The sequence below is a fragment of the Azorhizobium sp. AG788 genome (assembly GCF_943371865.1).
Lineage (GTDB): Bacteria > Pseudomonadota > Alphaproteobacteria > Rhizobiales > Xanthobacteraceae > Azorhizobium.
In genome coordinates, this window is record NZ_CALRWL010000007.1 from 71,084 (window position 1) to 91,494 (window position 20,411).

Annotated in this window: 21 protein-coding genes, 1 tRNA gene and 2 pseudogenes; 8 read left to right on the top strand and 16 right to left on the bottom strand. The window is 65.5% G+C overall.

Annotated elements, in window-relative coordinates; genetic code table 11:
- The first annotated feature begins 134 nt into the window (after nucleotides 1-134).
- On the top strand, nucleotides 135-1,562 hold the full coding sequence (locus AAG816_RS06525) for a GGDEF domain-containing protein (RefSeq protein ID WP_341988755.1): 1,428 nt from the start codon (nucleotides 135-137) through the stop codon (nucleotides 1,560-1,562).
- Nucleotides 1,563-1,610: 48 nt separating this feature from the next.
- Here the strand turns inward: AAG816_RS06525 and mbfA are convergent, their stop codons facing one another.
- On the bottom strand, nucleotides 1,611-2,588 hold the full coding sequence (mbfA, locus tag AAG816_RS06530; RefSeq protein ID WP_341988756.1) for an iron exporter MbfA: 978 nt from the start codon (nucleotides 2,586-2,588) through the stop codon (nucleotides 1,611-1,613).
- A gap of 203 nt (nucleotides 2,589-2,791) precedes the next feature.
- Between mbfA and AAG816_RS06535 the strand changes: the two genes are divergently transcribed.
- The gene (locus tag AAG816_RS06535) at nucleotides 2,792-2,980 is read left to right on the top strand and encodes a DUF3008 family protein (RefSeq protein WP_341988757.1); all 189 of its coding nucleotides are present in this window, start codon (nucleotides 2,792-2,794) and stop codon (nucleotides 2,978-2,980) included.
- A gap of 237 nt (nucleotides 2,981-3,217) precedes the next feature.
- Here the strand turns inward: AAG816_RS06535 and AAG816_RS06540 are convergent, their stop codons facing one another.
- Nucleotides 3,218-4,258 carry a glutamine synthetase beta-grasp domain-containing protein gene (locus AAG816_RS06540; protein ID WP_341988758.1) on the bottom strand — a complete coding sequence of 347 codons (1,041 nt, stop codon included), beginning with the start codon at nucleotides 4,256-4,258 and terminating at the stop codon, nucleotides 3,218-3,220.
- Nucleotides 4,259-4,785: 527 nt separating this feature from the next.
- Between AAG816_RS06540 and AAG816_RS06545 the strand changes: the two genes are divergently transcribed.
- Nucleotides 4,786-4,977, top strand: a complete 192-nt coding sequence (locus AAG816_RS06545; RefSeq protein WP_341988759.1) for a DUF2735 domain-containing protein — start codon at nucleotides 4,786-4,788, stop codon at nucleotides 4,975-4,977.
- 227 nt (nucleotides 4,978-5,204) lie between these two features.
- On the opposite strand, the gene AAG816_RS06550 is transcribed toward AAG816_RS06545, so the two are convergent.
- From AAG816_RS06550 to AAG816_RS06560, 3 genes are all read right to left on the bottom strand, one after another.
- Nucleotides 5,205-5,765, bottom strand: coding sequence for an N-acetyltransferase family protein (locus AAG816_RS06550; protein ID WP_341988760.1), 561 nt, complete (start codon nucleotides 5,763-5,765; stop codon nucleotides 5,205-5,207).
- 26 nt (nucleotides 5,766-5,791) lie between these two features.
- Nucleotides 5,792-8,149, bottom strand: coding sequence for an Orn/Lys/Arg decarboxylase N-terminal domain-containing protein (locus AAG816_RS06555; protein ID WP_341988761.1), 2,358 nt, complete (start codon nucleotides 8,147-8,149; stop codon nucleotides 5,792-5,794).
- 567 nt (nucleotides 8,150-8,716) lie between these two features.
- A complete protein-coding gene (locus AAG816_RS06560) occupies nucleotides 8,717-9,253 on the bottom strand; it encodes a hypothetical protein (protein ID WP_341988762.1) in 537 nt (178 codons plus the stop codon).
- A gap of 193 nt (nucleotides 9,254-9,446) precedes the next feature.
- Between AAG816_RS06560 and AAG816_RS06565 the strand changes: the two genes are divergently transcribed.
- Nucleotides 9,447-10,313, top strand: a complete 867-nt coding sequence (locus AAG816_RS06565; RefSeq protein WP_341988763.1) for a polyphosphate kinase 2 family protein — start codon at nucleotides 9,447-9,449, stop codon at nucleotides 10,311-10,313.
- 157 nt (nucleotides 10,314-10,470) lie between these two features.
- Here AAG816_RS06565 and wrbA read toward each other — a convergent pair whose 3' ends face one another.
- From wrbA to rplU, 6 genes and pseudogenes are all read right to left on the bottom strand, one after another.
- On the bottom strand, nucleotides 10,471-11,070 hold the full coding sequence (wrbA, locus tag AAG816_RS06570) for an NAD(P)H:quinone oxidoreductase (protein ID WP_341988764.1): 600 nt from the start codon (nucleotides 11,068-11,070) through the stop codon (nucleotides 10,471-10,473).
- A 161-nt stretch (nucleotides 11,071-11,231) separates the two neighbouring features.
- The gene (locus AAG816_RS06575) at nucleotides 11,232-11,738 is read right to left on the bottom strand and encodes an RNA pyrophosphohydrolase (RefSeq protein ID WP_341988765.1); all 507 of its coding nucleotides are present in this window, start codon (nucleotides 11,736-11,738) and stop codon (nucleotides 11,232-11,234) included.
- Between the two features lie 82 nt (nucleotides 11,739-11,820).
- The gene (locus tag AAG816_RS06580) at nucleotides 11,821-12,366 is read right to left on the bottom strand and encodes a metallophosphoesterase family protein (protein ID WP_341988766.1); all 546 of its coding nucleotides are present in this window, start codon (nucleotides 12,364-12,366) and stop codon (nucleotides 11,821-11,823) included.
- 86 nt (nucleotides 12,367-12,452) lie between these two features.
- Nucleotides 12,453-13,082, bottom strand: coding sequence for a GNAT family N-acetyltransferase (locus AAG816_RS06585; RefSeq protein ID WP_341988767.1), 630 nt, complete (start codon nucleotides 13,080-13,082; stop codon nucleotides 12,453-12,455).
- A 153-nt stretch (nucleotides 13,083-13,235) separates the two neighbouring features.
- A complete protein-coding gene (gene rpmA, locus AAG816_RS06590; protein WP_341988768.1) occupies nucleotides 13,236-13,508 on the bottom strand; it encodes a 50S ribosomal protein L27 in 273 nt (90 codons plus the stop codon).
- Nucleotides 13,509-13,606: 98 nt separating this feature from the next.
- Nucleotides 13,607-13,906 (bottom strand): annotated as a pseudogene (rplU, locus tag AAG816_RS06595) (50S ribosomal protein L21); the annotation flags it as partial.
- 299 nt (nucleotides 13,907-14,205) lie between these two features.
- Here rplU and AAG816_RS06600 point away from each other — a divergent pair.
- The 3 genes from AAG816_RS06600 to AAG816_RS06610 all read left to right on the top strand — a co-directional run bounded on the left by AAG816_RS06600 (nucleotide 14,206) and on the right by AAG816_RS06610 (nucleotide 16,631).
- Complete coding sequence (locus AAG816_RS06600) at nucleotides 14,206-14,601, top strand: acyl-CoA thioesterase (RefSeq protein ID WP_341988769.1); 396 nt, start codon at nucleotides 14,206-14,208, stop codon at nucleotides 14,599-14,601.
- Between the two features lie 223 nt (nucleotides 14,602-14,824).
- A tRNA-Ser gene (locus AAG816_RS06605) sits at nucleotides 14,825-14,914 on the top strand.
- Between the two features lie 565 nt (nucleotides 14,915-15,479).
- Nucleotides 15,480-16,631 carry a TDT family transporter gene (locus AAG816_RS06610; protein ID WP_341988770.1) on the top strand — a complete coding sequence of 384 codons (1,152 nt, stop codon included), beginning with the start codon at nucleotides 15,480-15,482 and terminating at the stop codon, nucleotides 16,629-16,631.
- Between the two features lie 77 nt (nucleotides 16,632-16,708).
- Here the strand turns inward: AAG816_RS06610 and AAG816_RS06615 are convergent.
- Nucleotides 16,709-16,983, bottom strand: a pseudogene (locus tag AAG816_RS06615) (cbb3-type cytochrome c oxidase subunit I); the annotation flags it as partial.
- A gap of 44 nt (nucleotides 16,984-17,027) precedes the next feature.
- On the opposite strand from AAG816_RS06615, the gene AAG816_RS06620 reads away from it, so the two are divergent.
- Nucleotides 17,028-17,327, top strand: coding sequence for a hypothetical protein (locus AAG816_RS06620; RefSeq protein WP_341988832.1), 300 nt, complete (start codon nucleotides 17,028-17,030; stop codon nucleotides 17,325-17,327).
- Here AAG816_RS06620 and AAG816_RS06625 read toward each other — a convergent pair.
- From AAG816_RS06625 to AAG816_RS06640, 4 genes are all read right to left on the bottom strand, one after another.
- Nucleotides 17,294-18,067, bottom strand: a complete 774-nt coding sequence (locus AAG816_RS06625) for a ferredoxin--NADP reductase (protein WP_341988771.1) — start codon at nucleotides 18,065-18,067, stop codon at nucleotides 17,294-17,296. The genes AAG816_RS06620 and AAG816_RS06625 overlap by 34 nt on opposite strands.
- Before the next feature lie 6 nt (nucleotides 18,068-18,073).
- Nucleotides 18,074-18,409: a ferredoxin FdxA gene (fdxA, locus tag AAG816_RS06630; RefSeq protein WP_341988772.1), complete on the bottom strand. Its 336-nt coding sequence runs from the start codon at nucleotides 18,407-18,409 to the stop codon at nucleotides 18,074-18,076.
- A gap of 127 nt (nucleotides 18,410-18,536) precedes the next feature.
- Nucleotides 18,537-19,439 (bottom strand): ABC transporter ATP-binding protein, encoded by a 903-nt coding sequence (locus AAG816_RS06635; RefSeq protein WP_341988773.1) that lies wholly within the window; start codon nucleotides 19,437-19,439, stop codon nucleotides 18,537-18,539.
- A gap of 36 nt (nucleotides 19,440-19,475) precedes the next feature.
- Complete coding sequence (locus tag AAG816_RS06640; protein ID WP_341988830.1) at nucleotides 19,476-20,375, bottom strand: ABC transporter permease; 900 nt, start codon at nucleotides 20,373-20,375, stop codon at nucleotides 19,476-19,478.
- Nucleotides 20,376-20,411: the final 36 nt, after the last annotated feature.

Genomic DNA, 20,411 nt, shown 5'->3' on the forward strand with positions numbered 1-20,411 from the left:
TGGCGCCATCGGGACGTGCTGGATCGCTCCCCAGGTTCCGCGCTCCCCCTGCCGAACACTCTGCGTTGACGGCACGCGCACGACACTACCTCCTCTGCGCTCGTGGCGAGCGGCCCTCCATTGCGGATCTTCCGATGCTTGATGACGCAGCCATCTTCGATCTGTCCCCGGTCTCTCTCTGGCTCGAGGACTACAGCCGCCTGCGCGCCCTGTTCGAGACCTGGCGGCAGGCGGGGGTGCGGGATCTGCGCGGTTACCTTGCGGAAGACATGGGACGGGTGAAGGTGTGCTCCGCCCATATCGACCTGGTGAAGGTCAACCGCCGCACGCTGGAGATGTTCGAGGCCCGCGATTTTGCCGAACTGTCATCCAATCTGGACAAGGTGTTCCGCGACGACATGCTGGCGGTGCATGCGGAAGAACTGGTGCATCTGTGGTCCGGGGCCAAGTCCTTCTCCAGCCACACCTGCAACTACACCCTGAACGGGCGGCGCCTGGACGTTCAGCTCCACGGCGCCATCATGCCCGGCTATGAGGAGAGCTGGGGCCGCGTCCTGGTCTCGCTGGAAGATGTCACCGAAAGCCAGCAGATGCGCCGGCAGCTGGCGCTCAGCGAGGCCTATGCGCGGGGTCTGTTCGAGCACTCTCCGGTGTCGCTCTGGGTGGAGGACTTCTCCGGGGTGAAGCGCCTGCTCGATACGGTGCGGCACCAGGGCATCCTGGATTTCCGGGTGTTCACCGACGTGCATCCCGAATTCGTCTCCCAATGCATGAGCGAGATCCGGGTTCTCGACGTCAATCGCCAGACGCTGCATCTGTTCGCCGCCCCGGACAAGCAGACCCTGATGCGCCGTCTCGGCGACGTCTTCCGCGACGAGGTGCTGCCGCACTTCCGCGAGCAGTTGATCGACCTGTGGGACGGCAAGCTGTTTCAGCAGCGGGAAGTGGTGAACTTCGCCCTGGACGGCACCACCCTGCATCTCATGCTGCAATTCTCGGTGCTGCCGGGACATGAGCGGACTTGGTCGCAGGTGCAGGTGGCGCTGATCGACATCTCCGCCCGCAAGAAGGCGGAAGCCTATCTGGAATATCTCGGCAAGCACGACGTGCTCACCCGCCTGTACAATCGCTCCTTCTATGTGGACGAGATGAACCGGCTGGAGCGCAAGGGCCCGCTGCCCGTCACCATCCTGATCGTCGACCTGGATGACCTCAAGGTGGTCAACGACCAATTGGGCCATGCGGCCGGCGATGATCTGCTGCGGCGGCTGGGCGAGGTGCTGACCTCGCTGGTGGAAAAGCCGAACCATGCCGCGCGCATCGGCGGCGACGAATTCGCCGTGCTGCTGCCGGGGATGGATTCGGAAGCCGGCAAATTGGTTGTTGAGCAATTGTTCAAGCTGGTGGAAATGAACAACCAGTTCTATTCCCAGAGCCTGCTGAAGATCTCGGTGGGCATGGCCACCAGCAAGCTGGGCGAGCGCCTGGAAACCACCGTGAAGCGCGCCGATCTGCGCATGTACAACAACAAGCGCGGCGGCAAGGCCTCGCCGCTGGACTGAGGCTGCCGTCAGTTGCCGACGGACGCCCGGTTGTGCGCGCCGTCTCGCTCAGCCGCTGCCGATGAGGATGCCGGCGGCCAGCACCAGGGCGCCGCCCACCACCACCTGGGTGACAGCCCGCAGAAATGGCGTTTCCATGTAGCGGTTCTGGATCCAGGCGATGGCCCACAATTCCACGAACACCACCACGCCGGCGATGGCGGTGGCAGTCCAGAAATGCGGGATCAGATAGGGCAATGCATGGCCTAGCCCGCCCACCATCGTCATCGCGCCCGAGGCAAAGCCGCGCTTGATCGGTGACCCGCGTCCGGAGATGACGCCGTCGTCATGGGCGGCCTCGGTGAAGCCCATGGAGATGCCCGCGCCCACGGCGGCGGCCAGCCCCACCAGCAAGGTGGTGTAGGAATTCTGGGTCGCGAATGCGGTGGCGAAGATCGGCGCCAGGGTGGACACCGAGCCGTCCATCAGCCCCGCGAGGCCCGGCTGCACCCAGGTGAGGATGAACTGGCGCCGCGCCTTGCCCTCCTCTTCGGCCTTGGCGTCGGGGGGCAGGTTCACCGCCTCCAGTTCCTCGGCCACTTCTTCGTGGCGGCGCTCCTGTTCCGCCAGATCGCCCAGCAATTTGCGGGTGCCCGGATCGCTGCTGCGCTTGGCGGCGGCGAGATAGAAATTGGCGCTGTCATGCTCCATGCGCGCGATTTCGGAGCGGATGCGCTCGATGCCCAAATTCTTCACCAGCCACACCGGGCGGCGGGCATAGTAGCCGGAGATGTATTCGCGGCGGATCAGGGGAATATGATTGCCGAACCGGCGCTCATGCTCGGCGATCAACTGGCGGCGATGGGCGTTCTCTTCCGCCGACATGCCCTCGAACACCCGCGCCGTGGCCGGAAACTCTGCCCGCACCGCCTCGGCGTAATCCGCATAGATCCGGCCATCGTCCTCCTCGGACGAGATGGCCAAGGCGAGCACTTCCTGCTCCGTCAGGTCAGAGAATTGCCGCCGCGCGGCGAAGCCGGGGATCATGACAGTACCTTTTTAGAATTGCTATAAAGTAGCTATCAGACCTGTCCGATGCACGCAATGCGGCGCACGCATGAGCGCTGCGACCAAAGGACATGGTTCCGGCGCGCCGGCGGGCGGACCAGCGGCGTCGATGGTGCAGCGACAATGAACCGACCCGGCGGGTTCCGCGTTGCCTCATTGGCAATCACGCGGGAGAAGCCCCTATGCCTGCAAAATCCAAGGCCCAGCAGATGGCCGCGGGTGCCGCTTTGTCGGCCAAGCGCGGCGAGCAGAAGGAGAGCGACCTGAAGGGCGCCTCCAAGGAGATGGCGCAGTCCATGACCGAAAAGGAATTGAAGGCCCTGGCCGCTACCCCGCGAAAGGGCAAGCCGGGGCACGCGCGTGAGGACTGACGGCGCACACTGAGCGCCCGGCCAGGGCGGGCGCGTCGCGCCTGCGGGCGATGCCTCCGCAGCCTCGGAGCCGGTGCGGCGGTCCGGTGGTCCGGCGGTCCGGCGGCAAAGCCGACTGCAACGGGCTGTCGCCCGGCGGAGCGTTGCCGCTCAACGCATGTGCGAAAACGCGAATGGCGCAGGCTTGGGAGCCTGCGCCATTCGATGATCGGACCCGGATGGGAACCGGTTCGCGTCTCAGGCCGCAGCCGACACGCTGCCTTCGGTGGGCACCGAGGCAATGGTCTTCAGGATCTGGGAGGCGATCTGGTATGGGTCGCCCTGGGAATTGGGGCGGCGGTCTTCCAGATAGCCCTTGTAGTCGTTCTTCACGAAGCTATGCGGCACGCGGATCGAGGCGCCACGATCGGCCACACCATAGCTGAAGGTGTGGATCGAGGCGGTCTCGTGCTTGCCGGTCAGGCGCAGATGGTTGTCCGGGCCATAGACGGCGATGTGGTCGGCGCGGGCGGTTTCGAACGCTGCCATCAGCTTTTCGAAATAGTCCTTGCCGCCGGTCTCGCGCAGATAGGTGGTGGAGAAGTTGGCGTGCATCCCGGAGCCGTTCCAGTCGGTGTCGCCGAGCGGCTTGCAGTGATACTCGATGTCGATGCCGTACTTCTCGGTCAGCCGCTCCATCAGGTAGCGGGCCATCCACATTTCGTCGGCGGCGCGCTTGGAGCCCTTGCCGAAGATCTGGAATTCCCACTGGCCCTTGGCCACTTCGGCATTGATGCCTTCGTGGTTGATGCCGGCGGCGAGGCACAGATCGAGATGCTCCTCGACGATCTGGCGGGCGATGCTGCCCACCTTGCTGTAGCCGACGCCGGTGTAATAGGGGCCCTGGGGCGCGGGATAGCCGGCCTCGGGGAATCCGAGCGGACGGCCGTCCTTGTAGAAGAAGTATTCCTGCTCGAAGCCGAACCAGGCGCCTTCGTCATCCAGGATGGTGGCGCGCTTGTTGCTGGCATGCGGGGTGACGCCATCGGGCATCATCACTTCGCACATCACCAGCACGCCATTGGTGCGGGTCGCATCCGGGAACACGCGAACGGGCTTCAGCACGCAATCGGAGCTGCGGCCTTCCGCCTGCATGGTGGAGCTGCCGTCAAAACCCCACAGCGGAAGCTGCTCAAGGGTCGGGAATTCGTCATACTCTTTAATCTGCGTCTTTCCACGCAGATTTGGCACGGGGGTATACCCGTCCAACCAGATGTACTCGAGTTTATACTTTGCCATTGCAGGCTCCCCATAAGCTCATGACGCGATGCGTTCGGAAATTCCTGTTGCGCCCCCCGGCCGCCAGAAGCCTAGCCGACTGAAAGCACGGACCATGCCAACCGACAGCGGACGCAACCAAAACCAGGCAACATCCACCCCACACAACCCACGACACGATGCGACCCACAGCATCATCCGGCGCCGCCGCACCCGGCGGACCCATCCGGAACCTCCTGCCCACCCCGGCGTTCCTCAACCGGAACCCATGCGCGGCGCACCAATGCCGCGCGCCCGGCAGGGGCGCCTGCGGGCCGGCACCCGTCCGCATTAACCGGACCGGGCCGTGGTGCAACGCAGCGAACTTTGCCGCACCCCGCGTGTGCTTCGCAAACAACGCTATCCAAAGAAGCAAAAACACGCATGCCTATAATGCAGTCAAACGCTGATCTAAATTTGAGCAAACTGTGTAAATGGCGGGCAAATCATGCTATGAAGGCTGCATGCGTGGCGCATCGCTGCGCACTGCTTGAAAGGAAAGTTGAGCAATGACTATGACTTCCCCTCGGGGGACCGCCAAGATCTACGCCTTCCCGCTGCGCGGGCGTGCGACCACTGCGAGCCATGACGATGCCGCAAGGCTGATGGCCGATATGGCGCAGGCGCCCGCCGTGGACTTCGGCAGCGGCTGGTATCACGACGCGGCGATCCAGGACGCCAAGCGTTCCGACAAGCGCTGATGCGGCACAGCGCTGAGCGCACGGCACCGTGCCGGGGGGACGCTCGCGCCGTGGCGCACCGCTGAAAGAGCGGACAGACGGAAGAAAGACGCAAAGCGTGACGAGAGATGCACCGTGCGGGCGGGCCTCAGGCCCCTGCCGCACGCGCAGGCCGCAGCGGCCGCGCACCGGGCTCAGCGTCCCGGAACACGTCCCCAGAACAGCTTGCCCAGAACAGCTTGCCCAGATCAGCGACCCGTGGTGAGGATCGGCGGCGGCTCGGTGCGGCCCGGCCCCAGCGAGCGCTGGACCATGACGCTGTCCGACCAGCGGCCATAGCGATAGGCCACCGCCGGCAGCAGCCCCACGCGGGAAAAGCCGAACTTGTCATGCAGCGCCAGCGAGGCGGCATTGTCGGCGTCGATATAACCGATCATCTGCCGGAAGCCTGCCGCCGCGCAGGCATCGATCAGCCCCTGCATCAACAGCCGCCCGATGCTGCGGCCCAGATGGTCGTGATGCACATAGATGGAATGCTTCACCGTATAGCGATAGGCCGGCCGCTTGCGGAACAGCACCACATAAGCATAGCCCACCACCACGCCGCCCCGGGTCGCCACCAGATGGGGAAAGCGCCGGTTGCGCAGGTTCTTGCGCCGGTCGCGCAGGTCGTCCGGCTGCGGGGTGTCGGTGTCCTCGACCCCCTCCTCCACTCCCCGGCGGATGTGGCGACGATAGATCGCCAGCATCGCCTCCACATCGCCATCCCGCGACGGCCGGATCAGCACCGGCAAATCGTCGTCCGTCATCGGCTCTACGGCTCCGTGGGTGGCGCTCATTCGGCGACCACATAGGTGTGAAGTCGGACCCGGCCCGACGAATCCACCTCACGATATACGCCCTGGATCTCCACGTCGAAGCCCGGGAAGGTGTTGAAGCAGGCTTCGAACATCTTCAGATAGTCGATCATCGGCTGCGCCCGCGCGCTCAGCCGCTCGCCGGGCACGATGGTGGCGATGCCGGGCGGATAGACCACGAACGGCGTGGTGGCGATGCGCCCGGAGATGGCGTCGATGGGCAGGAAGTCCACATCGTTGCGCACCAAGGCGCGGGCGGCATCATGGGGCGACATGGCCGGTTCCGGCAGATGCTCGGGCGAGAACTGCATGGCCTGGAGCCCGCTCACATTGGCGTCGCGGAAGAAGCGGTGCATCTCGCCGCACAGATCCCGCAGCCGCACGCCCGCATAGCGCTGCGGCCGGCGGCGGAAGAATTCCGGGATCGCCTCTTCCAGCAGCGCATTGTCATCATGCAGCTTCTTGAACGCCACCAGCCCGCTGATCAGCGTGCCGGCCTTGGAGGCCTCCACGCCGGGGGTGAGCAGGAACAGCAGTGAGTTGAGGTCGTTCTTCTCCGCGACGATGCGGTTCTCGCGCAGATATTGCGCCACCACCGGCGCGGGAATGCCGTGCTCCGTATAGGCGCCCGTGGCCCGGTCGAAGCCGGGGGTGAGCAAGGTGAGCTTGTTGGGGTCGGTCATGGCAAAACCCGGCGCCATGCGCGAGAAGCCGTGCCAGGTCGCATCCGGGGTCAGTTGCCAGAAGGCGGGGTCGGAGGCGAGCTGGTCAGTGCCCACCGCTTCCCACGCCACGTCATGGACGCCGCCGTCGCGCAGCACGTCGGGGATCTTCACCCGGTCGGGCACGAACGGCTCGAAGAACCAGCGCCGCTCGGGCCGCACTTCCTTTTCTTCGAACTCGCGCCGCACCGCGCGGATCTTCTTGCGCAGTTCGATGCCCAGGCGAATGGTATCGTCCCACAACACTTCGCCGGAACGGCCCTTCATCATCTGCGCGCCCACGTCGAGCGAGGCGAACAAGGGATAGAACGGCGAGGTGGAGGCGTGCTGCATGAAGCTTTCGTTGAAGCGGCGATGCTCCACCCGGCGCTTCTGGCCGCGGATGTGGCGATCCTTCATGTGGATCTGCGAGGCCTGGGAGAAGCTGGCCAATTGCTTGTGGGTGGACTGGGTGGCGATGATGCCCGGCGCGTCCGGCCCCAGATCCTTCAGCCCCATGGCGAAGCGCCCCGCATAGAGCGGATGGAACTTCATGAAGCCGGCCCAGGCCTCGTCGAACAAGATGTAGTCGCACAGGTGGCCGATGCGGGCGACGATCATCTCGGCGCTATGGATGGTGCCGTCATAGGTGCACTGCTCCACCACCGCCACCCGGAACGGGCGCGGCTTCTGCCACGCGTCCGGATCCTTCACCAAAGGATGGGTGCGGATGCGCTCGCGCAGCGCGGTCTCGTCGAACGCCTCCCAGCGCATGGGGCCGATCAGCCCATGGGCGTTGCGCTCGGTGGGCAGATAGACCGGGACGCCGCCGGAGATCATCAGCGCGCCATGGTGGGCGGCCTTGTGGTTGTTGCGGTCGAACAGCACCAGGTCGCCGTCGGTCACCAGCGCCGCCAGCGCCACCTTGTTGGAGGTGGAGGTGCCGTTGAGCACGAAATAGGTCTTCTCCGCCCCGAAGATCTGGGCGGCTTCCTTCTGCGCCTGGAGCGCAGGGCCCTCATGGGTCAGCAGATCGCCGAGATCGAGCACGGAATTGTCCAGATCGTCGCGGAACACCGCCTCGCCCAGATGCTCCATGAATACCCGGCCGATGGGGCTGCGGGAATAGAACACGCCGCCATTATGGCCGGGGCAGGTCCAGAGCTGGTTGCCCTCCTCCGCATAATCCACCAGGGCGCCGAAGAACGGCGTCTTCAGCGTCTCGGCATATTGCTTGAGGCGGCTGATGAGGTTCTTGGCGATGAAGGCGGGGGTCTCCTCGGAGAGGAAGACATAGCCGTCGATGAAGTCCAGCACCTCCACCGGCAGGTCTTCAAACCTTTTACGGCGGATCAGCAGGATGATGGGGAAATCCAGGCCGCGGCGGCGCATCAGATTGATGAGCGAGGCGGTCTTGCCTTCCAGGCCCTTCTTGCCCCAGTCCACCATCATGCAGCCGATGGCGGCGTCGGTCTGCACGGCGATCTCGGCGTCCTCGACCTTGCGCGCCTTCACCACCTCGAAGCCGGAGCGCTCGATCTCGTCCACGATCTGGTTGAAGCGAATGCCCTCCAGATCGTCCGCATCGAACGCGGGGGCAGAGAACAAGAACTTGAAACGCCGGAAATATTCCATGGAAACCCGCTGAGATGCGACGCCCCTAGAGCCTGATCCGGTCATGGATCACCATGATCGGTGACTCAGCCTCTCACAGTTTGATAGGGAGCGTCCCGTGGCCGCTGATCTGCGGGCGGGATCTTTGCGGGCGAGATGTGACAGGCCCGTGACAGCTGGAGCCTGGCCATGGTTCGAGCACGCGGTCCGGCGCCAAAGGCCACGGACCCGCCAGCGGCAAACGTGCCGCCGGGCGCCGCTGCCTCTGGATGTGGGGGTCAGGTTTGCCCCGGCGCAGGGCGGATCCCCGGACTCGATGGTACGGGCCACCGATCCGGGGCGACGCGCGTTTCACCGCAAAGAGGAATACCCCTTTCCTCTTTGCCGAGAGACGGAAGCGGGGCTCAGACGGGCGCGCGGTACGGCCCGTCTCAGCGCATCCGGCGCGAAGGCCGATCATTCGGGACCCGAACGTCGGCGCCGGTGTCGAGAGCATCACCCTGTTCTTCGAACCGGTGAATGTCTCTCTCTAACGGCTTGATCGTGCTTTCGTCATGCCAACCGGTCCCCGCTCCGCACGGGAGCGCTCTAGACGACTTCCGAGGTCGTGGCCGCCTGGGAGGTGGCGGGGTCGGTCTTTTCGGCCGCAGCCTTTTCGGCTGCGGCCTTCTCGGCGGCTTCGGTCTCGGCTTCCTTCTTGGCTTCCTTGGCCTGCACCGCCTCGGCAATGGCCGAAAGGTCCAGCTTCACCACCGGCGCATAGGGATTGGTCCCGTCGCTCTTTGTGGTGCTGCCGGTGCCCGATGTGGCGGTGGTGCCGGTGGTGGCCGCCGTGTCCGAGGTCTCGGAGGTGGCGAAGGTCTCGCTGGTCTTGCTGCTCGAGCTGACGCCGCCGGTGCCCTGCGACTGCTGGGACTGCTGCTGCGCCTGCGCGATCTGCTGGGTGAGCTTTTCGATCAAGGCCTCCTGGACCGCGACTTCCTGGGCGTCATTGTTCTTCTGGGCTTCGGCCAGGGCGGCTTCCGCCTTCGCCTTGTCGGCTTCCAGTTTTGACACCTTGGAGTTGCTGTTCGACGTAAATAACGCCGAGGTTGTAGAACTCTGCGTGGCTGAAATACTGGACATGATTGCATCCCGAGCTTCATGGTCCCCACCACCAGGGGAAACTCGGTCGCGAGGCTTGCCTGTGGCTGGCGACAGGCGGCTCACACCCGCCGGTGCCGCATTTTTCCGCACATCGCCGCACGCGCCAGTTGAGTCGATCCCGCGACGCTCGCCGGATGGCTCGAAATGCGCTGCGAAACATGCACAATAGGCCATGGATTATCGCACCTTATGCCTTGCCCCCGCCGGCACCGCCTTCCGCCTCGACAAGCGGGACCCCGCTGCCCACAACTCCTTCTCAGGGCGTGCCGATGCGCAGCCGGAGATCGATGCCCAACTCAAGCGCATGGGCACGTTCCAGGAGAAGCTGTATGCGGAAAAGAAGCGCTCGCTGCTGATCGTGCTGCAAGGCATTGATGCCGCGGGCAAGGACGGGGTGTGCTGGCATGTGCTGAAGGGCATCGGCCCCCAGGGCTGCCATGTGGCCGCGTTCAAGGTGCCTTCGGAAGAGGAGAAGGCCCACGACTTCCTGTGGCGGGTGCACCCCCATACCCCGGCGCTGGGCACCGTGGCGGTGTTCAATCGCTCCCACTATGAAGATGTGCTGGTGGCCCGGGTGCACAAATTGGTGCCGGAGGCGGTGTGGCGGCAGCGCTATGATGTCATCAATGATTTCGAGCGCGGCCTGCAGCTGGCAGGCACGACCATCCTCAAATTTTTCTTGTACATCTCGAAGGAAGAGCAGCTGAAGCGCTTCGCCGCGCGGCTGGATGATCCCGACCGCCAGTGGAAGATCAGCGCCAGCGATTATACCGAGCGGGCCTATTGGGACGATTACATGGCCGCCTATGACGACATGATCTCCCATTGCTCCACGCCCCATGCGCCCTGGTATGTGATCCCCTCGAACCACAAATGGTTCCGCGATCTGGCGATCTCCCAGATCATCGCCAACACCATGGACGACATGGACATGCAGCCGCCGCAGGCGACGGTGGACGTGGTGGAGATCCGCAAACTGTATGAAGCGGAAGTGGCCAAGGCCGCCGCGGACGGCGAAAAGGCGGGCAAAGCCGGCTGAGCCACGGTCCGGAAGGCGCGCGTCGCGGTGCCGGCACCGGCGTCGGCGTCGGGACCGTTGCTCGTCCGGGAGTTCAGCCCATGGACCCAATAAAAAGCCGGCCGCCTGGGTGGGCGGCCGGCGCGACTGTCTCCGGCGGTCTGAGCCGCCGCGGCGATCAGCCGAACAGCTTGGCGGCGGTCTTGGCCACCAACTCACCCTGGTGGCGGGCGCCGGCCAGATCGATCTCGGACGGCTGGCGCGAGCCGTCGCCGCCGGCCAGGGTGGTGGCGCCATAAGGCGCGCCGCCCACGATCTCGCTCATGTTCATCTGGCCCTGGTAGCTGTAGGGCAGGCCCACGATCACCATGCCGAAGTGCAGCAGATTGGTGATGATGGAGAACAGCGTGGTCTCCTGGCCGCCATGCTGGGTGGCGGTGGAGGCGAACGCCGCGCCGACCTTGCCATTCAGCGCGCCGCGGGCCCACAGGCCGCCGGCCTGATCCAGGAACGCCGCCATCTGCGACGACATGCGCCCGAAGCGGGTGCCGGTGCCGACGATGATGGCATCATAGTGCTCAAGCTCGGCCACGGTGGCCACCGGAGCGGCCTGATCGAGCTTGAAATGGGCGCCCTTGGCGATCTCTTCCGGCACGGTCTCGGGCACGCGCTTGATGTCCACGGTGGCGCCGGCGCTGCGGGCGCCCTCGGCAACCGCCTGCGCCATGGTCTCGATGTGGCCGTAGGTGGAATAGTAAAGAACCAGAACCTTAGCCATGGTGGCCTCCAGAAGATCGCGCGGCGCGAGAGGGCGCCGTCTCAAACCCGGCGGCACCCTCGCACGGGGCGGCATCAGGAAATAGTCGAATAAAATGATGCGTTACGTCCAAGATTTTCGAACGACTTTAGCCTTGGGCCTTCACCGGCGCGCCACCGGCCTCACCCTTGGGCGAACCGGCGAAACTCCTTGGCCACCCGCTCATAGACCTGGCGCTTGAACGGGATCACCAGTTCCACCGCCCGATCCAGCGTATCCCAGCGCCAGGCGCTGAACTCGGCCTTGTGGGCGCCGCCGCCGGGCTTGAGAATCTCGATCTCCCGCTCCTGGCCGGTGAAGCGCAGCGCATACCATTTCTGCGTCTGGCCGCGATAACGCCCCCGCCAGGCCTCGCCGGCCACCCGCCCGGGCAGGTCATAGGTCAGCCAGTCGTCGATCTCGCCCAGCAAGGTGACCGAGCGCATGGAGGTCTCCTCATAGAGCTCCCGCAGCGCGGCGGCATAGGGCGCCTCGCCCTTGTCGATGCCGCCCTGCGGCATCTGCCAGGAATGGGTCGCATCCACATGCTCCGCCCCGCCCAGGCGCTGGCCCAGGAACACCTTGCCCTCGCCATGGAACACCGCAAGGCCGACACAGGGGCGGTAGGGCAGATCGTCAAGACGGCTCATGGCTCACCTTTCGCGGCAGGGGATGCTGTGCCTTATGCCACGACTGGCGCGTCAGCGCTGCCCCCGGATGCGCGCCATCCCCTCATGCGGGCTCCGGCGGAGGGCCGCCCGCCGCCGGCGATGGCCGCGGAATGCCGCGGGGATGGGCCAGCAATTGGTCCAACGTCACCGGCCGGAAGTCCCACACATCCACGCCCACATCGATCTGCCGCGCCATGGGCGACAGGCGGCCATGGGAGTGGCCATGCAGATTGATGCTGCCGCGCCGGTCGCCATTCCAGGAGCGGAACGGATAATGGCAGAGCACCAACTTGTGCCCCGCCACCTCCAGCTCGGTATAATGCTGCACATCCACCCAGCCGGGCAGCTGGGCCGTGTGGGCGGGATCGTTATTGCCGATCAGGAGGTGCTTGTGGCCATGGAGGCGGGAGAGCAGCGCGGCAATTTTTTCCGGCTCGCCGCGCGCGAAATCCCCGAGATGCCAGACATCGTCGCCCGGTTTAACGGTTTCGTTCCACCGTTGCTCCAATTGGTCATCATGGGCCGCAAGTGACGCAAATGGGCGCTTTTGCAGGTTCAAAATGCGAATGTCGCAAAAGTGGGAATCGCTGGTGAAGTGAAGGGTCATCGGTGTCGTACTCCACTGATGGCCAGCCTAGCGCAGCGATGCGACATGCGCGACCGGGCGGCCCGTGGCGGACCGCCCCCTTCGCGTCAATGGGCGCGGGAGCGCACCGGCATGGCGGTGGAGCCCCAGGCGCGCAGGGAGGCCCAGGTGCGGCGTTCCAGCTGGAACCGATCCACCGGCACCGAGGCGGAGAGCGCCCGCACCCGGCACAGCCCGACGCCGGACCATTGGAAGGCGCATTTCTCCAGCACCCGCCGCGAGGCCGGATTGACCACCCGCGCCGCGCCGGACAGCAGGTCGATGTCGGTCTCGGAAAACACATAGTCGATCACGGCGCGCATGGCCTCGGTGGCGATGCCGCGGCCCCAGAACGGCTCGCCGATCCAGTAGCCGATCTCATGCACGGTCTCGGGCGGGCGCCGGCCGAAGCCGCACATGCCGGCAAACGTCTGACCGGCCTCGCTTTTTACGAACAGGGCATAGGTGGCCGCATCGCTCACCTGGGCCTGGGTCTCCACGAAGGCGCGGGCGTCCGACAGGCGATAGGGATGGGGCAGGTTCGCCGTCATTTCGGCGATCGTGCGGTTGTTGGCCAAGGCCGCAATGGCCGCGATGTCCTCGATGCGCGGCGCGCGGAGGACGAGCCGTTCGGTTTCGAGGACGGGGATACAGCTCTCCGCGAGCGGCGCGCCCAAAGGCTGTTCAACGATGGTCATGGCGGGCTCCTTGTCGGCGGTCAGGCAGACGAACGAACGAAAACCGGGGAGACGATGGCTCGTCCCCCCGGTTTTCTGGAGCCCAGGCGTCCTGGTCAGGCTCCCACCGGCGCGACGAGCGCGGCGGGATCCTTCACCTTGGATTCTCGCCGCTTATTCAGCCGCTTGGAGGGCGGCGGGGACAACCGATACGTAAGTTCGGTCGTTCAATTTGGTGCGGAACTCGACGCGGCCTTCCACGAGGGCGAACAGGGTATGGTCTTTGCCCATGCCCACATTGGTGCCCGGATGCCACTTGGTGCCGCGCTGGCGCACGATGATGTTGCCCGAAATGACCGCCTGGCCACCGAACTTCTTCACGCCAAGGCGACGACCGTCAGAATCGCGCCCGTTGCGAGACGAGCCGCCTGCTTTTTTATGAGCCATTTGCGCTCTCCGTCCTTAAATCAGGCGTCTGCGGCGACGGCTTCAGCCGGCGCCCGACGGACACGAACCGAAGCCTTGGCGATTTCGCCATTGAGCCCGGAAATCTCAGTGATGCGCACCACGGTCAGATCCTGACGATGGCCGCGCTTGCGACGCGAATTCTGCCGACGACGCTTCTTGAAGGCAATCACCTTCTCGCCGCGGGTCTGCTCCACCACTTCGCCAGTGACGGACACGCCTTCCAGGAACGGCGCACCCACATGGGTGGCCTCGCCGGAGATGAGGAGCACGGGGAAGGTCACGCTCTCGCCGGCTTGCGCCGTCAGCTTTTCCACCGTGATGACGTCATCGGCGACAACGCGATACTGCTTGCCGCCTGTTTTGATGACCGCGAACATCTTGTCTCGCTTTCGTGTTCAGCCAAGCCTCGAAGGGCCGGCTTCTTCCGGTCGGATTGGGATCTCACAGGCACACAGGTGCCCAGGAGAACGGTCCCTTTACGCGGTCCCCCCCTGCGCTGTCAATGCGCAAGCCCATCCGCGCCGCCCCGATCGACGGCCCTGCAGCGCCTTGTGGGGAGGTATCCGGCGCGGACCGGCACGACCGGCTTGCCTCACGCCTTATCCTTTGGCATCGAAGCACAGGCCGCGCCTGCGCATACTGGGGCAGCGGCGCCCCGCCAGCAAAAGGCCGCCCCATGCATCCCCCCTCCTCGCAGATGCCCAATGATGCTCCGGTCATCCGCACCATCGCCATGCCGGCGGACACCAATCCCAGCGGCGACATCTTCGGCGGCTGGCTGATGTCGCAGATGGATCTGGCGGCGGGGAACGTGGCCGCACGCCGGGCCCGCGGCCGTGCCGCGACCGTGGCGGTGGAAGCCATTACCTTTCTCAGCCCGGTCTCCGTGGGCGATGAGGTCAGCCTGTTCGCCACCTTGCTGACTGTCGGGCGCACCTCCATGCGGATCGAAGTGGAAGCCTGGCGCCGGGCCCGCGAGAGTGAGGACACCCGCAAGGTGACCGAGGCGATCTTCACCTTCGTGGCCATCGACTCGAACGGCCAGGCCCGCCCTGTCCCCGTGCAGCCCTGAAGCGCTCCCCGGCCCGCGCCGGATGAGCCGAAGGCGTCCTGCGAGCGTCCAGCCATTGCATGGCAGGCCGGATCAAGGGGCTCACCGGCCGGTGGACGCCGCAAGTCCCTGTGGGTGATTGCGCCAGCCTTGCGCTCCCGCCGCCGCCTCTCTTGTCTCGCGCCAAGCTCTCAGCTAGAAGCGCATTCACCACGGCGAGGGATCATACCCTCGTGCCTCGGCTGGAGAGGTGGCAGAGTGGTCGAATGCACCGCACTCGAAATGCGGCATAGGTGCAAGCCTATCGGGGGTTCGAATCCCTCCCTCTCCGCCACTCAACGTAAAATTCGTCCTTGTCTTTAATGGATTACGATCTGCCTGCGGCAGGCCGCCCCCAATTTATCCCTCCCTAGAATTCGAATGATCCGGGACGTTCTCCTTGCCTCAAAACTTAGGGAAGAAGGCGACCAGGACTCGAGGGGCGGTTCAGACGCACCCCGCCGCTGGGAGATCCCACGAACAGGCGGGGCGGTTGAACCGGAGCCTTCAGCGCATCTGCGTCAATGAAGGTGAGGTGGGCTGTCGCGTCCGGCACGCCTTCGACGCGGGCGATCATCGCATCGCGCGCTCCCTCGAGGATCGGTGCGGCATGGACGCCTCGCCCGGCTCGATCCGGCCCGGATGACTGGTCAAGTCGCACCAGACCTGCTCGCAAAGGCAGATGCGCCAATCAGGCCGCCCCAAAGGAAGCCGGCAAGCCGAAAACCGGCGGCCACTCCATGATTTTTCCTTGCGCCATGGTAGCCAAGCCGGCATGAGGGAAAATGGATCTGCGGTATCCAGGGGCGACTGCAGCGCCTGCCCTGTCCCATCGAACCTATGCCCTCTGGATATGTCTCATGGCCCTTGAGACCCATGCGAGTGCCGTTGCCTTTGGCCTCAAGCCGTTCTCGCGCCTCAGTCAACCCAGCGAAGCCGTGCGTCAGTTCACGCCCAATTGGTTCGCCGCGACGATGGGCACCGGCATCCTCGCCATTGCACTGGCGCAATTCCCGGCGTGGCCGCAGCTGCGGACCGTCGGCGAGGGGCTCTGGCTGTTCAATATCGGGCTCTTCGGCGTGTTCTCGCTGCTGTATACGGCGCGATGGATCTTCTTCTTTGATGGCGCGCGACGCATCTTCGGGCACTCCGTCGTGTCCATGTTTTTTGGCTGCATTCCCATGGGACTTGCGACCATCATCAACGGCTTCCTGATTTTTGGCCTCGCCCGCTGGGGTGAGACGGCGGTCCGCATTGCCGAGGTCCTCTGGCTGATCGATGCCGGGCTCGCCGCCGTCTGCGGTATCGCCATTCCCTTCATGATGTTCACCCGCCAGAGCCATGCCATCGATCAGATGACCGCGGTCTGGCTGCTGCCGGTGGTGGCCGCGGAAGTGGCAGCGGTCAGCGGCGGATTGCTCGCGCCGCATCTGGGCGACGTGCACACCCAGCTGAATGTGCTCATCGGCAGCTATCTGCTGTGGGCGTTGTCGGTGCCGCTGGCCATGAGCGTGCTGGTGATCCTGGTGCTGCGCATGGCGATCCACAAACTCCCCCATGTGAGCATGGCGGCCACGAGCTGGCTCGCGCTCGGCCCGATCGGGACCGGCGCTCTGGGGCTCTTGGTGCTGGGAGAAGCGACGCCCGCCGCTTTCGCCGCCAATGGCCTGGACGCCTATGCCGGCGCTGCCCGCGGCATCGGCCTGATGGGCGGCCTGTTGCTGTGGGGCTATGGCCTATGGTGGTTCGCGATGGCCCTGCTCATCACCATCCGCTATGTGCGCCAAGGGCTGCCGTTCAATCTTGGCTGGTGGGGATATACCTTTCCCCTGGGGGTCTATGCGGTGGCGACGTTGCGGCTGGGAAGCCTTCTTCCCATCGGGTTGTTCGGCATCCTGGGCAGCATCTTCGTGGCGCTGCTCAGCGTGATGTGGGTGGTCGTGTCCACCCGCACCGCACGAGGCGCCTGGCGCGGCGAATTGTTCGTGTCGCCCTGTCTCGCAGCGCCGTAGACCGCGCGTGCGCTGACAGACGCCGACCGCTCGCTTGGAGACGGGGCCCGCAGCATGCGGAAACGGTGCTGCCCATCCGGCCGCCCGCGCCACATCGTGCCGATCGAGGCGAAGATCTGCACCGCCGTGGGCACCGCGACCAGCATCGATGCCGCGGAGAAGAACGCCAGTGCGAGGTGGGGAATGCCGACGGCGAACATATGGTGCACCCACAGCCCAAAGCTCAGGAACACCATGCCGAGAATTGCCGCGACGATGGCGCCATAGCCGACGATCCGCGTGCGACACAGCGCGGGACCGTCGACAGCACGCCGGCCGCCGGCAAGAAGATGACGTAGGCCTCCGGATGACCGACCGGGCGCGGGCGAAGGTCAGGGCGGCGGCTTCGAGCGAAGCTTGGTGCAAGACGGAGGCCCGCTGGATCTCGTCCCAGGCGGTCGCCCGCACCATGGCTTCGAAGGCTGGAAATCCGTCGGTGTGCTCGGCGATGAAGTCCGCGTCCAGCACCCGCTCGCCACCGGTGGCGCGCGGGTCGTCATCGAGCGCCAGCACCGTCTTGGCCATGTTGATCATGGCGGCGATGTCGCCCCCTCGCCCGACGTCGTGGATCCGCACATGCGGGAGCGCCGGGCGGAAAGCAAAATCGGCGCGTCCGGATGGCGTCAGCGCTCCGCAAACGCCTTTTCCACCACATAGGTGGCCGGGCGAGCGCCAGCGCCCTCCACGAAGCCGCGCGCCTCCAGGATCACGCCGAGGTCGGCGATCATCTGCGCACTGCCGCACAGCATGGCACGGTCGGTCTCCTTATTCAGCGCCGGCAGGCCGAGATCGGCGGCGATGGTGCCGCTGGCGAGAAGGTCGCTCACGCGGCCCTGGTTGCGGAACGGCTCGCGGGTGACGGTGGGATAATGCAGCAGTTTGCCGGCGCACATCTCGCCCAGGACATCGTGGCCGCGCACCGCCGCCACCACCGCCTCGCCATAGGCCAGTTCCGCCACCGTGCGGCAGCCATGCACCAGCACCACGGCCTCGAACCGCTCATAGGTCTCCGGATCCTTGATCAGGCTGACGAAGGGGGCGAGGCCGGTGCCGGTGGCCAGCATGTAGAGGTGCCGGCCGGGGATGAGATTGTCCAGCAGCAGCGTACCGGTGGGGCGCCGGCCCACCAGGATCGGATCGCCCGGCTTGAGCGCCTGCAGGCGGGAGGTGAGCGGGCCGTCGGGGACCTTGATGGAGAAGAACTCCAACTGGTCCTCATGGGGCGCGCAGGCCATGGAATAGGCCCGCAGCAGCGGCTTTTCGCCCACCTGTAGCCCGATCATGGTGAACTGGCCGCTGCGAAAGCGGAACGAGGGATCGCGGGTGGCGGTGAAAGAGAACAGGCGCTCGGTCCAGTGGCGGACCTCCAGCACGGTTTCGGCGGCGATGGTGCTCATGGGGCCTCACTCCGCCGCCGGGGCGGCGCTGAATACGGTGGTGAACTTGTCCGGCACGCCCATCCAGGCCTGGGCATCGTCCGGCGGTTCCTTCTTCTCGGCGATATTGGGCCAGACCTGCGCATAGCGGGCGTTCAGCGCCACCCAGGGCGCGCCCTCGGCATGATCGGCGGTGCGGATGGCATCGGCCGGACATTCCGGCTCGCACACGCCGCAGTCGATGCATTCGTCGGGATGAATGACGAGCATGTTCTCGCCTTCATAGAAGCAGTCCACCGGGCAGGCAGCGACGCAATCCATGAATTTGCAGCGGATGCAATTGTCGGTGACAACGTAAGTCATAGCGGCGATCCACTCCGTTTATTGTCCAAGACTAACGGAATGGCGGCGGGGGATCGCGCATCGCTTCACTAAGCGGTCAATTAGTTACGTCGATTTTCAGGACTGCGCGATCGCCTCGTGGACGCACTCAGATCACGTCCGCCAGGGTTTGGCCGTGGAGATTGATGGCGAGGCCCTTGAGGGCATCCTCGTTCAGCTCACCGCCCATGGCTTTCAGGCTCTCCTCGCGGATCAGCGCCGCCAGCTCGCCGCGCAGGGCCAGGAATTCGGCCGACAGCATCACCTGGGCATCACGCGGGCGGGCGAGGGGCACGGTGACTTCCGCCTTGATGGTGCCGGGGCGGGCGGTCATCACATAGATGCGGTCAGAGAGGAAGATCGCCTCGTCGATGTCATGGGTGACGAACAGCACCGAGATCCCCAGCCGCTGCCACAGATTGGTGAGGATCTGCTGCATGATCTGCCGGGTCTGGGCATCCAGCGCGCCGAACGGCTCATCCAGCAACAGCACCTTCGGCCCGGTGGCGAGCGCGCGCACGATGCCCACGCGCTGCTTCATGCCGCCGGAGAGGCGATCGGGATAATGGTCCTCGAATTGCGACAGCCCGGCCAGCCCCAGCAGGGTGCGGGCGGACTGCTTGCGCTCATGGGCGGAAACGCCCTTCATCTTGAGACCGAACTCCACATTCTCCCGCACGGTCTTCCAGGGAAACAAGGAATATTGCTGGAACACCATGCCCCGATCAGCACCGGGGCCACGCACCGGCTCACTGTCCACCCGCACGCTCCCGGCGGTGGGGGTGAGGAAGCCGGCCACCGCATTCAGCAAGGTGGACTTGCCGCAGCCGGACGGCCCGATGATGGAGACGAACTCGCCGGGCTCCACCCGCAGGTCCGCCTCCTCCACCGCCGACATGGCCCCGTCCATGGTTTCATAGGACAGGCAGAAATCGCGGACCTCGATCAGGCCCCGCTCCGGCCTCAGGCGGGTGTCCGGCTGGCTGGATGTGGCGGTCACGGCAGTCTCCATGGGCAGGCGGAAAGCGGGAGGCAGAGGTTCCGGCGGTCAACGGGCATGGGACCAGGGCGCCACCTTGCGGCCGAGAAAGCGGATCGCCACCGAGGAGATCAGGCCCAGCACACCGATGCAGATCATGCCCAGGGCGATGTCCGGATACTGCACGAGGGAATAGGCCTCCCAGGTGAAATAGCCGATGCCGAACTGGCCGGAGATCATCTCGGCGGCGATCAGCGACACCCAGGCCACCCCCATGCCCACGGTGAGGCCAGTGAAGATGTGCGGCAAGGCGGCGGGGAAATAGACCTCGCGGAAGGTGGCCGCCTCGCGGGCGCCGAGGCACCGGGCGGCGCGCACCAGCACCTCGTCCATGGTGGACATGCCATGCAGGGTATTGATGAGGATCGGGAAGAAGGCGCCGAGGAAGGTGATGAAGACGATGCTTTCCTCATTGCTCGGCCACAGCATGATGGCCATGGGCACCCAGGCGATGGCCGGGATCGGCCGCAGCACCTCGGAGACCGGGAATACCGCCTCCTTCAGCAGCTTGTAGCGCCCCATGAGCAGCCCCAGCGGCACCGCCACCACCGCCGCGAGCGTGAAGCCGAACAGGATACGGCGGCAGGAGATGAGCAGATGATCAATGAATCGCCCGCTGCGAAATGCCCGCGAGGCGCTCTCCAGCACCTGCTCCGGGGAGGGCACGTTGGAGAAGCGCACGTACAGCGTCATGCGGTGCGTGGTCAGCAGGTGCCAAGCCGCGATGAAGGCGGCGATGGAGAGCAGCGCCAGCAGCGCCGCGCGCAATTCGCCCTTGTGCAGGCGGAACCAGCGCATGGCGCGTCCGCCGCCGGCGGGCGCCGAGGCCTCGAGCTGCGGCGCGCGCGGCGGGCGCAGGCGGATGGCGCCGGAAGCGCTGGGCACAGGGGCAAGGGTGAGCGATGTCATCATGCCGCTGTCCCCGGCTCCGACTCCAGTGGCGAG

What these genes read in the sequence shown, in the direction of transcription:
- wrbA (WP_341988764.1), bottom strand. Translation starts at nt 11,070, where the DNA reads ATGGCTAAGGTTCTGGTTCTTTACTATTCCACCTACGGCCACATCGAG.
- AAG816_RS06580 (WP_341988766.1), bottom strand. Translation starts at nt 12,366, where the DNA reads ATGACCCTTCACTTCACCAGCGATTCCCACTTTTGCGACATTCGCATT.
- AAG816_RS06560 (WP_341988762.1), bottom strand. Translation starts at nt 9,253, where the DNA reads ATGTCCAGTATTTCAGCCACGCAGAGTTCTACAACCTCGGCGTTATTT.
- AAG816_RS06535 (WP_341988757.1), top strand. Translation starts at nt 2,792, where the DNA reads ATGCCTGCAAAATCCAAGGCCCAGCAGATGGCCGCGGGTGCCGCTTTG.
- AAG816_RS06525 (WP_341988755.1), top strand. Translation starts at nt 135, where the DNA reads ATGCTTGATGACGCAGCCATCTTCGATCTGTCCCCGGTCTCTCTCTGG.
- AAG816_RS06540 (WP_341988758.1), bottom strand. Translation starts at nt 4,258, where the DNA reads ATGGCAAAGTATAAACTCGAGTACATCTGGTTGGACGGGTATACCCCC.
- AAG816_RS06565 (WP_341988763.1), top strand. Translation starts at nt 9,447, where the DNA reads ATGGATTATCGCACCTTATGCCTTGCCCCCGCCGGCACCGCCTTCCGC.
- AAG816_RS06575 (WP_341988765.1), bottom strand. Translation starts at nt 11,738, where the DNA reads ATGAGCCGTCTTGACGATCTGCCCTACCGCCCCTGTGTCGGCCTTGCG.
- AAG816_RS06550 (WP_341988760.1), bottom strand. Translation starts at nt 5,765, where the DNA reads ATGACGGACGACGATTTGCCGGTGCTGATCCGGCCGTCGCGGGATGGC.
- mbfA (WP_341988756.1), bottom strand. Translation starts at nt 2,588, where the DNA reads ATGATCCCCGGCTTCGCCGCGCGGCGGCAATTCTCTGACCTGACGGAG.
- AAG816_RS06635 (WP_341988773.1), bottom strand. Translation starts at nt 19,439, where the DNA reads ATGGAGACTGCCGTGACCGCCACATCCAGCCAGCCGGACACCCGCCTG.
- AAG816_RS06610 (WP_341988770.1), top strand. Translation starts at nt 15,480, where the DNA reads ATGGCCCTTGAGACCCATGCGAGTGCCGTTGCCTTTGGCCTCAAGCCG.
- rpmA (WP_341988768.1), bottom strand. Translation starts at nt 13,508, where the DNA reads ATGGCTCATAAAAAAGCAGGCGGCTCGTCTCGCAACGGGCGCGATTCT.
- AAG816_RS06545 (WP_341988759.1), top strand. Translation starts at nt 4,786, where the DNA reads ATGACTATGACTTCCCCTCGGGGGACCGCCAAGATCTACGCCTTCCCG.
- AAG816_RS06585 (WP_341988767.1), bottom strand. Translation starts at nt 13,082, where the DNA reads ATGACCATCGTTGAACAGCCTTTGGGCGCGCCGCTCGCGGAGAGCTGT.
- fdxA (WP_341988772.1), bottom strand. Translation starts at nt 18,409, where the DNA reads ATGACTTACGTTGTCACCGACAATTGCATCCGCTGCAAATTCATGGAT.
- AAG816_RS06625 (WP_341988771.1), bottom strand. Translation starts at nt 18,067, where the DNA reads ATGAGCACCATCGCCGCCGAAACCGTGCTGGAGGTCCGCCACTGGACC.
- AAG816_RS06640 (WP_341988830.1), bottom strand. Translation starts at nt 20,375, where the DNA reads ATGACATCGCTCACCCTTGCCCCTGTGCCCAGCGCTTCCGGCGCCATC.
- AAG816_RS06555 (WP_341988761.1), bottom strand. Translation starts at nt 8,149, where the DNA reads ATGGAATATTTCCGGCGTTTCAAGTTCTTGTTCTCTGCCCCCGCGTTC.
- AAG816_RS06600 (WP_341988769.1), top strand. Translation starts at nt 14,206, where the DNA reads ATGCATCCCCCCTCCTCGCAGATGCCCAATGATGCTCCGGTCATCCGC.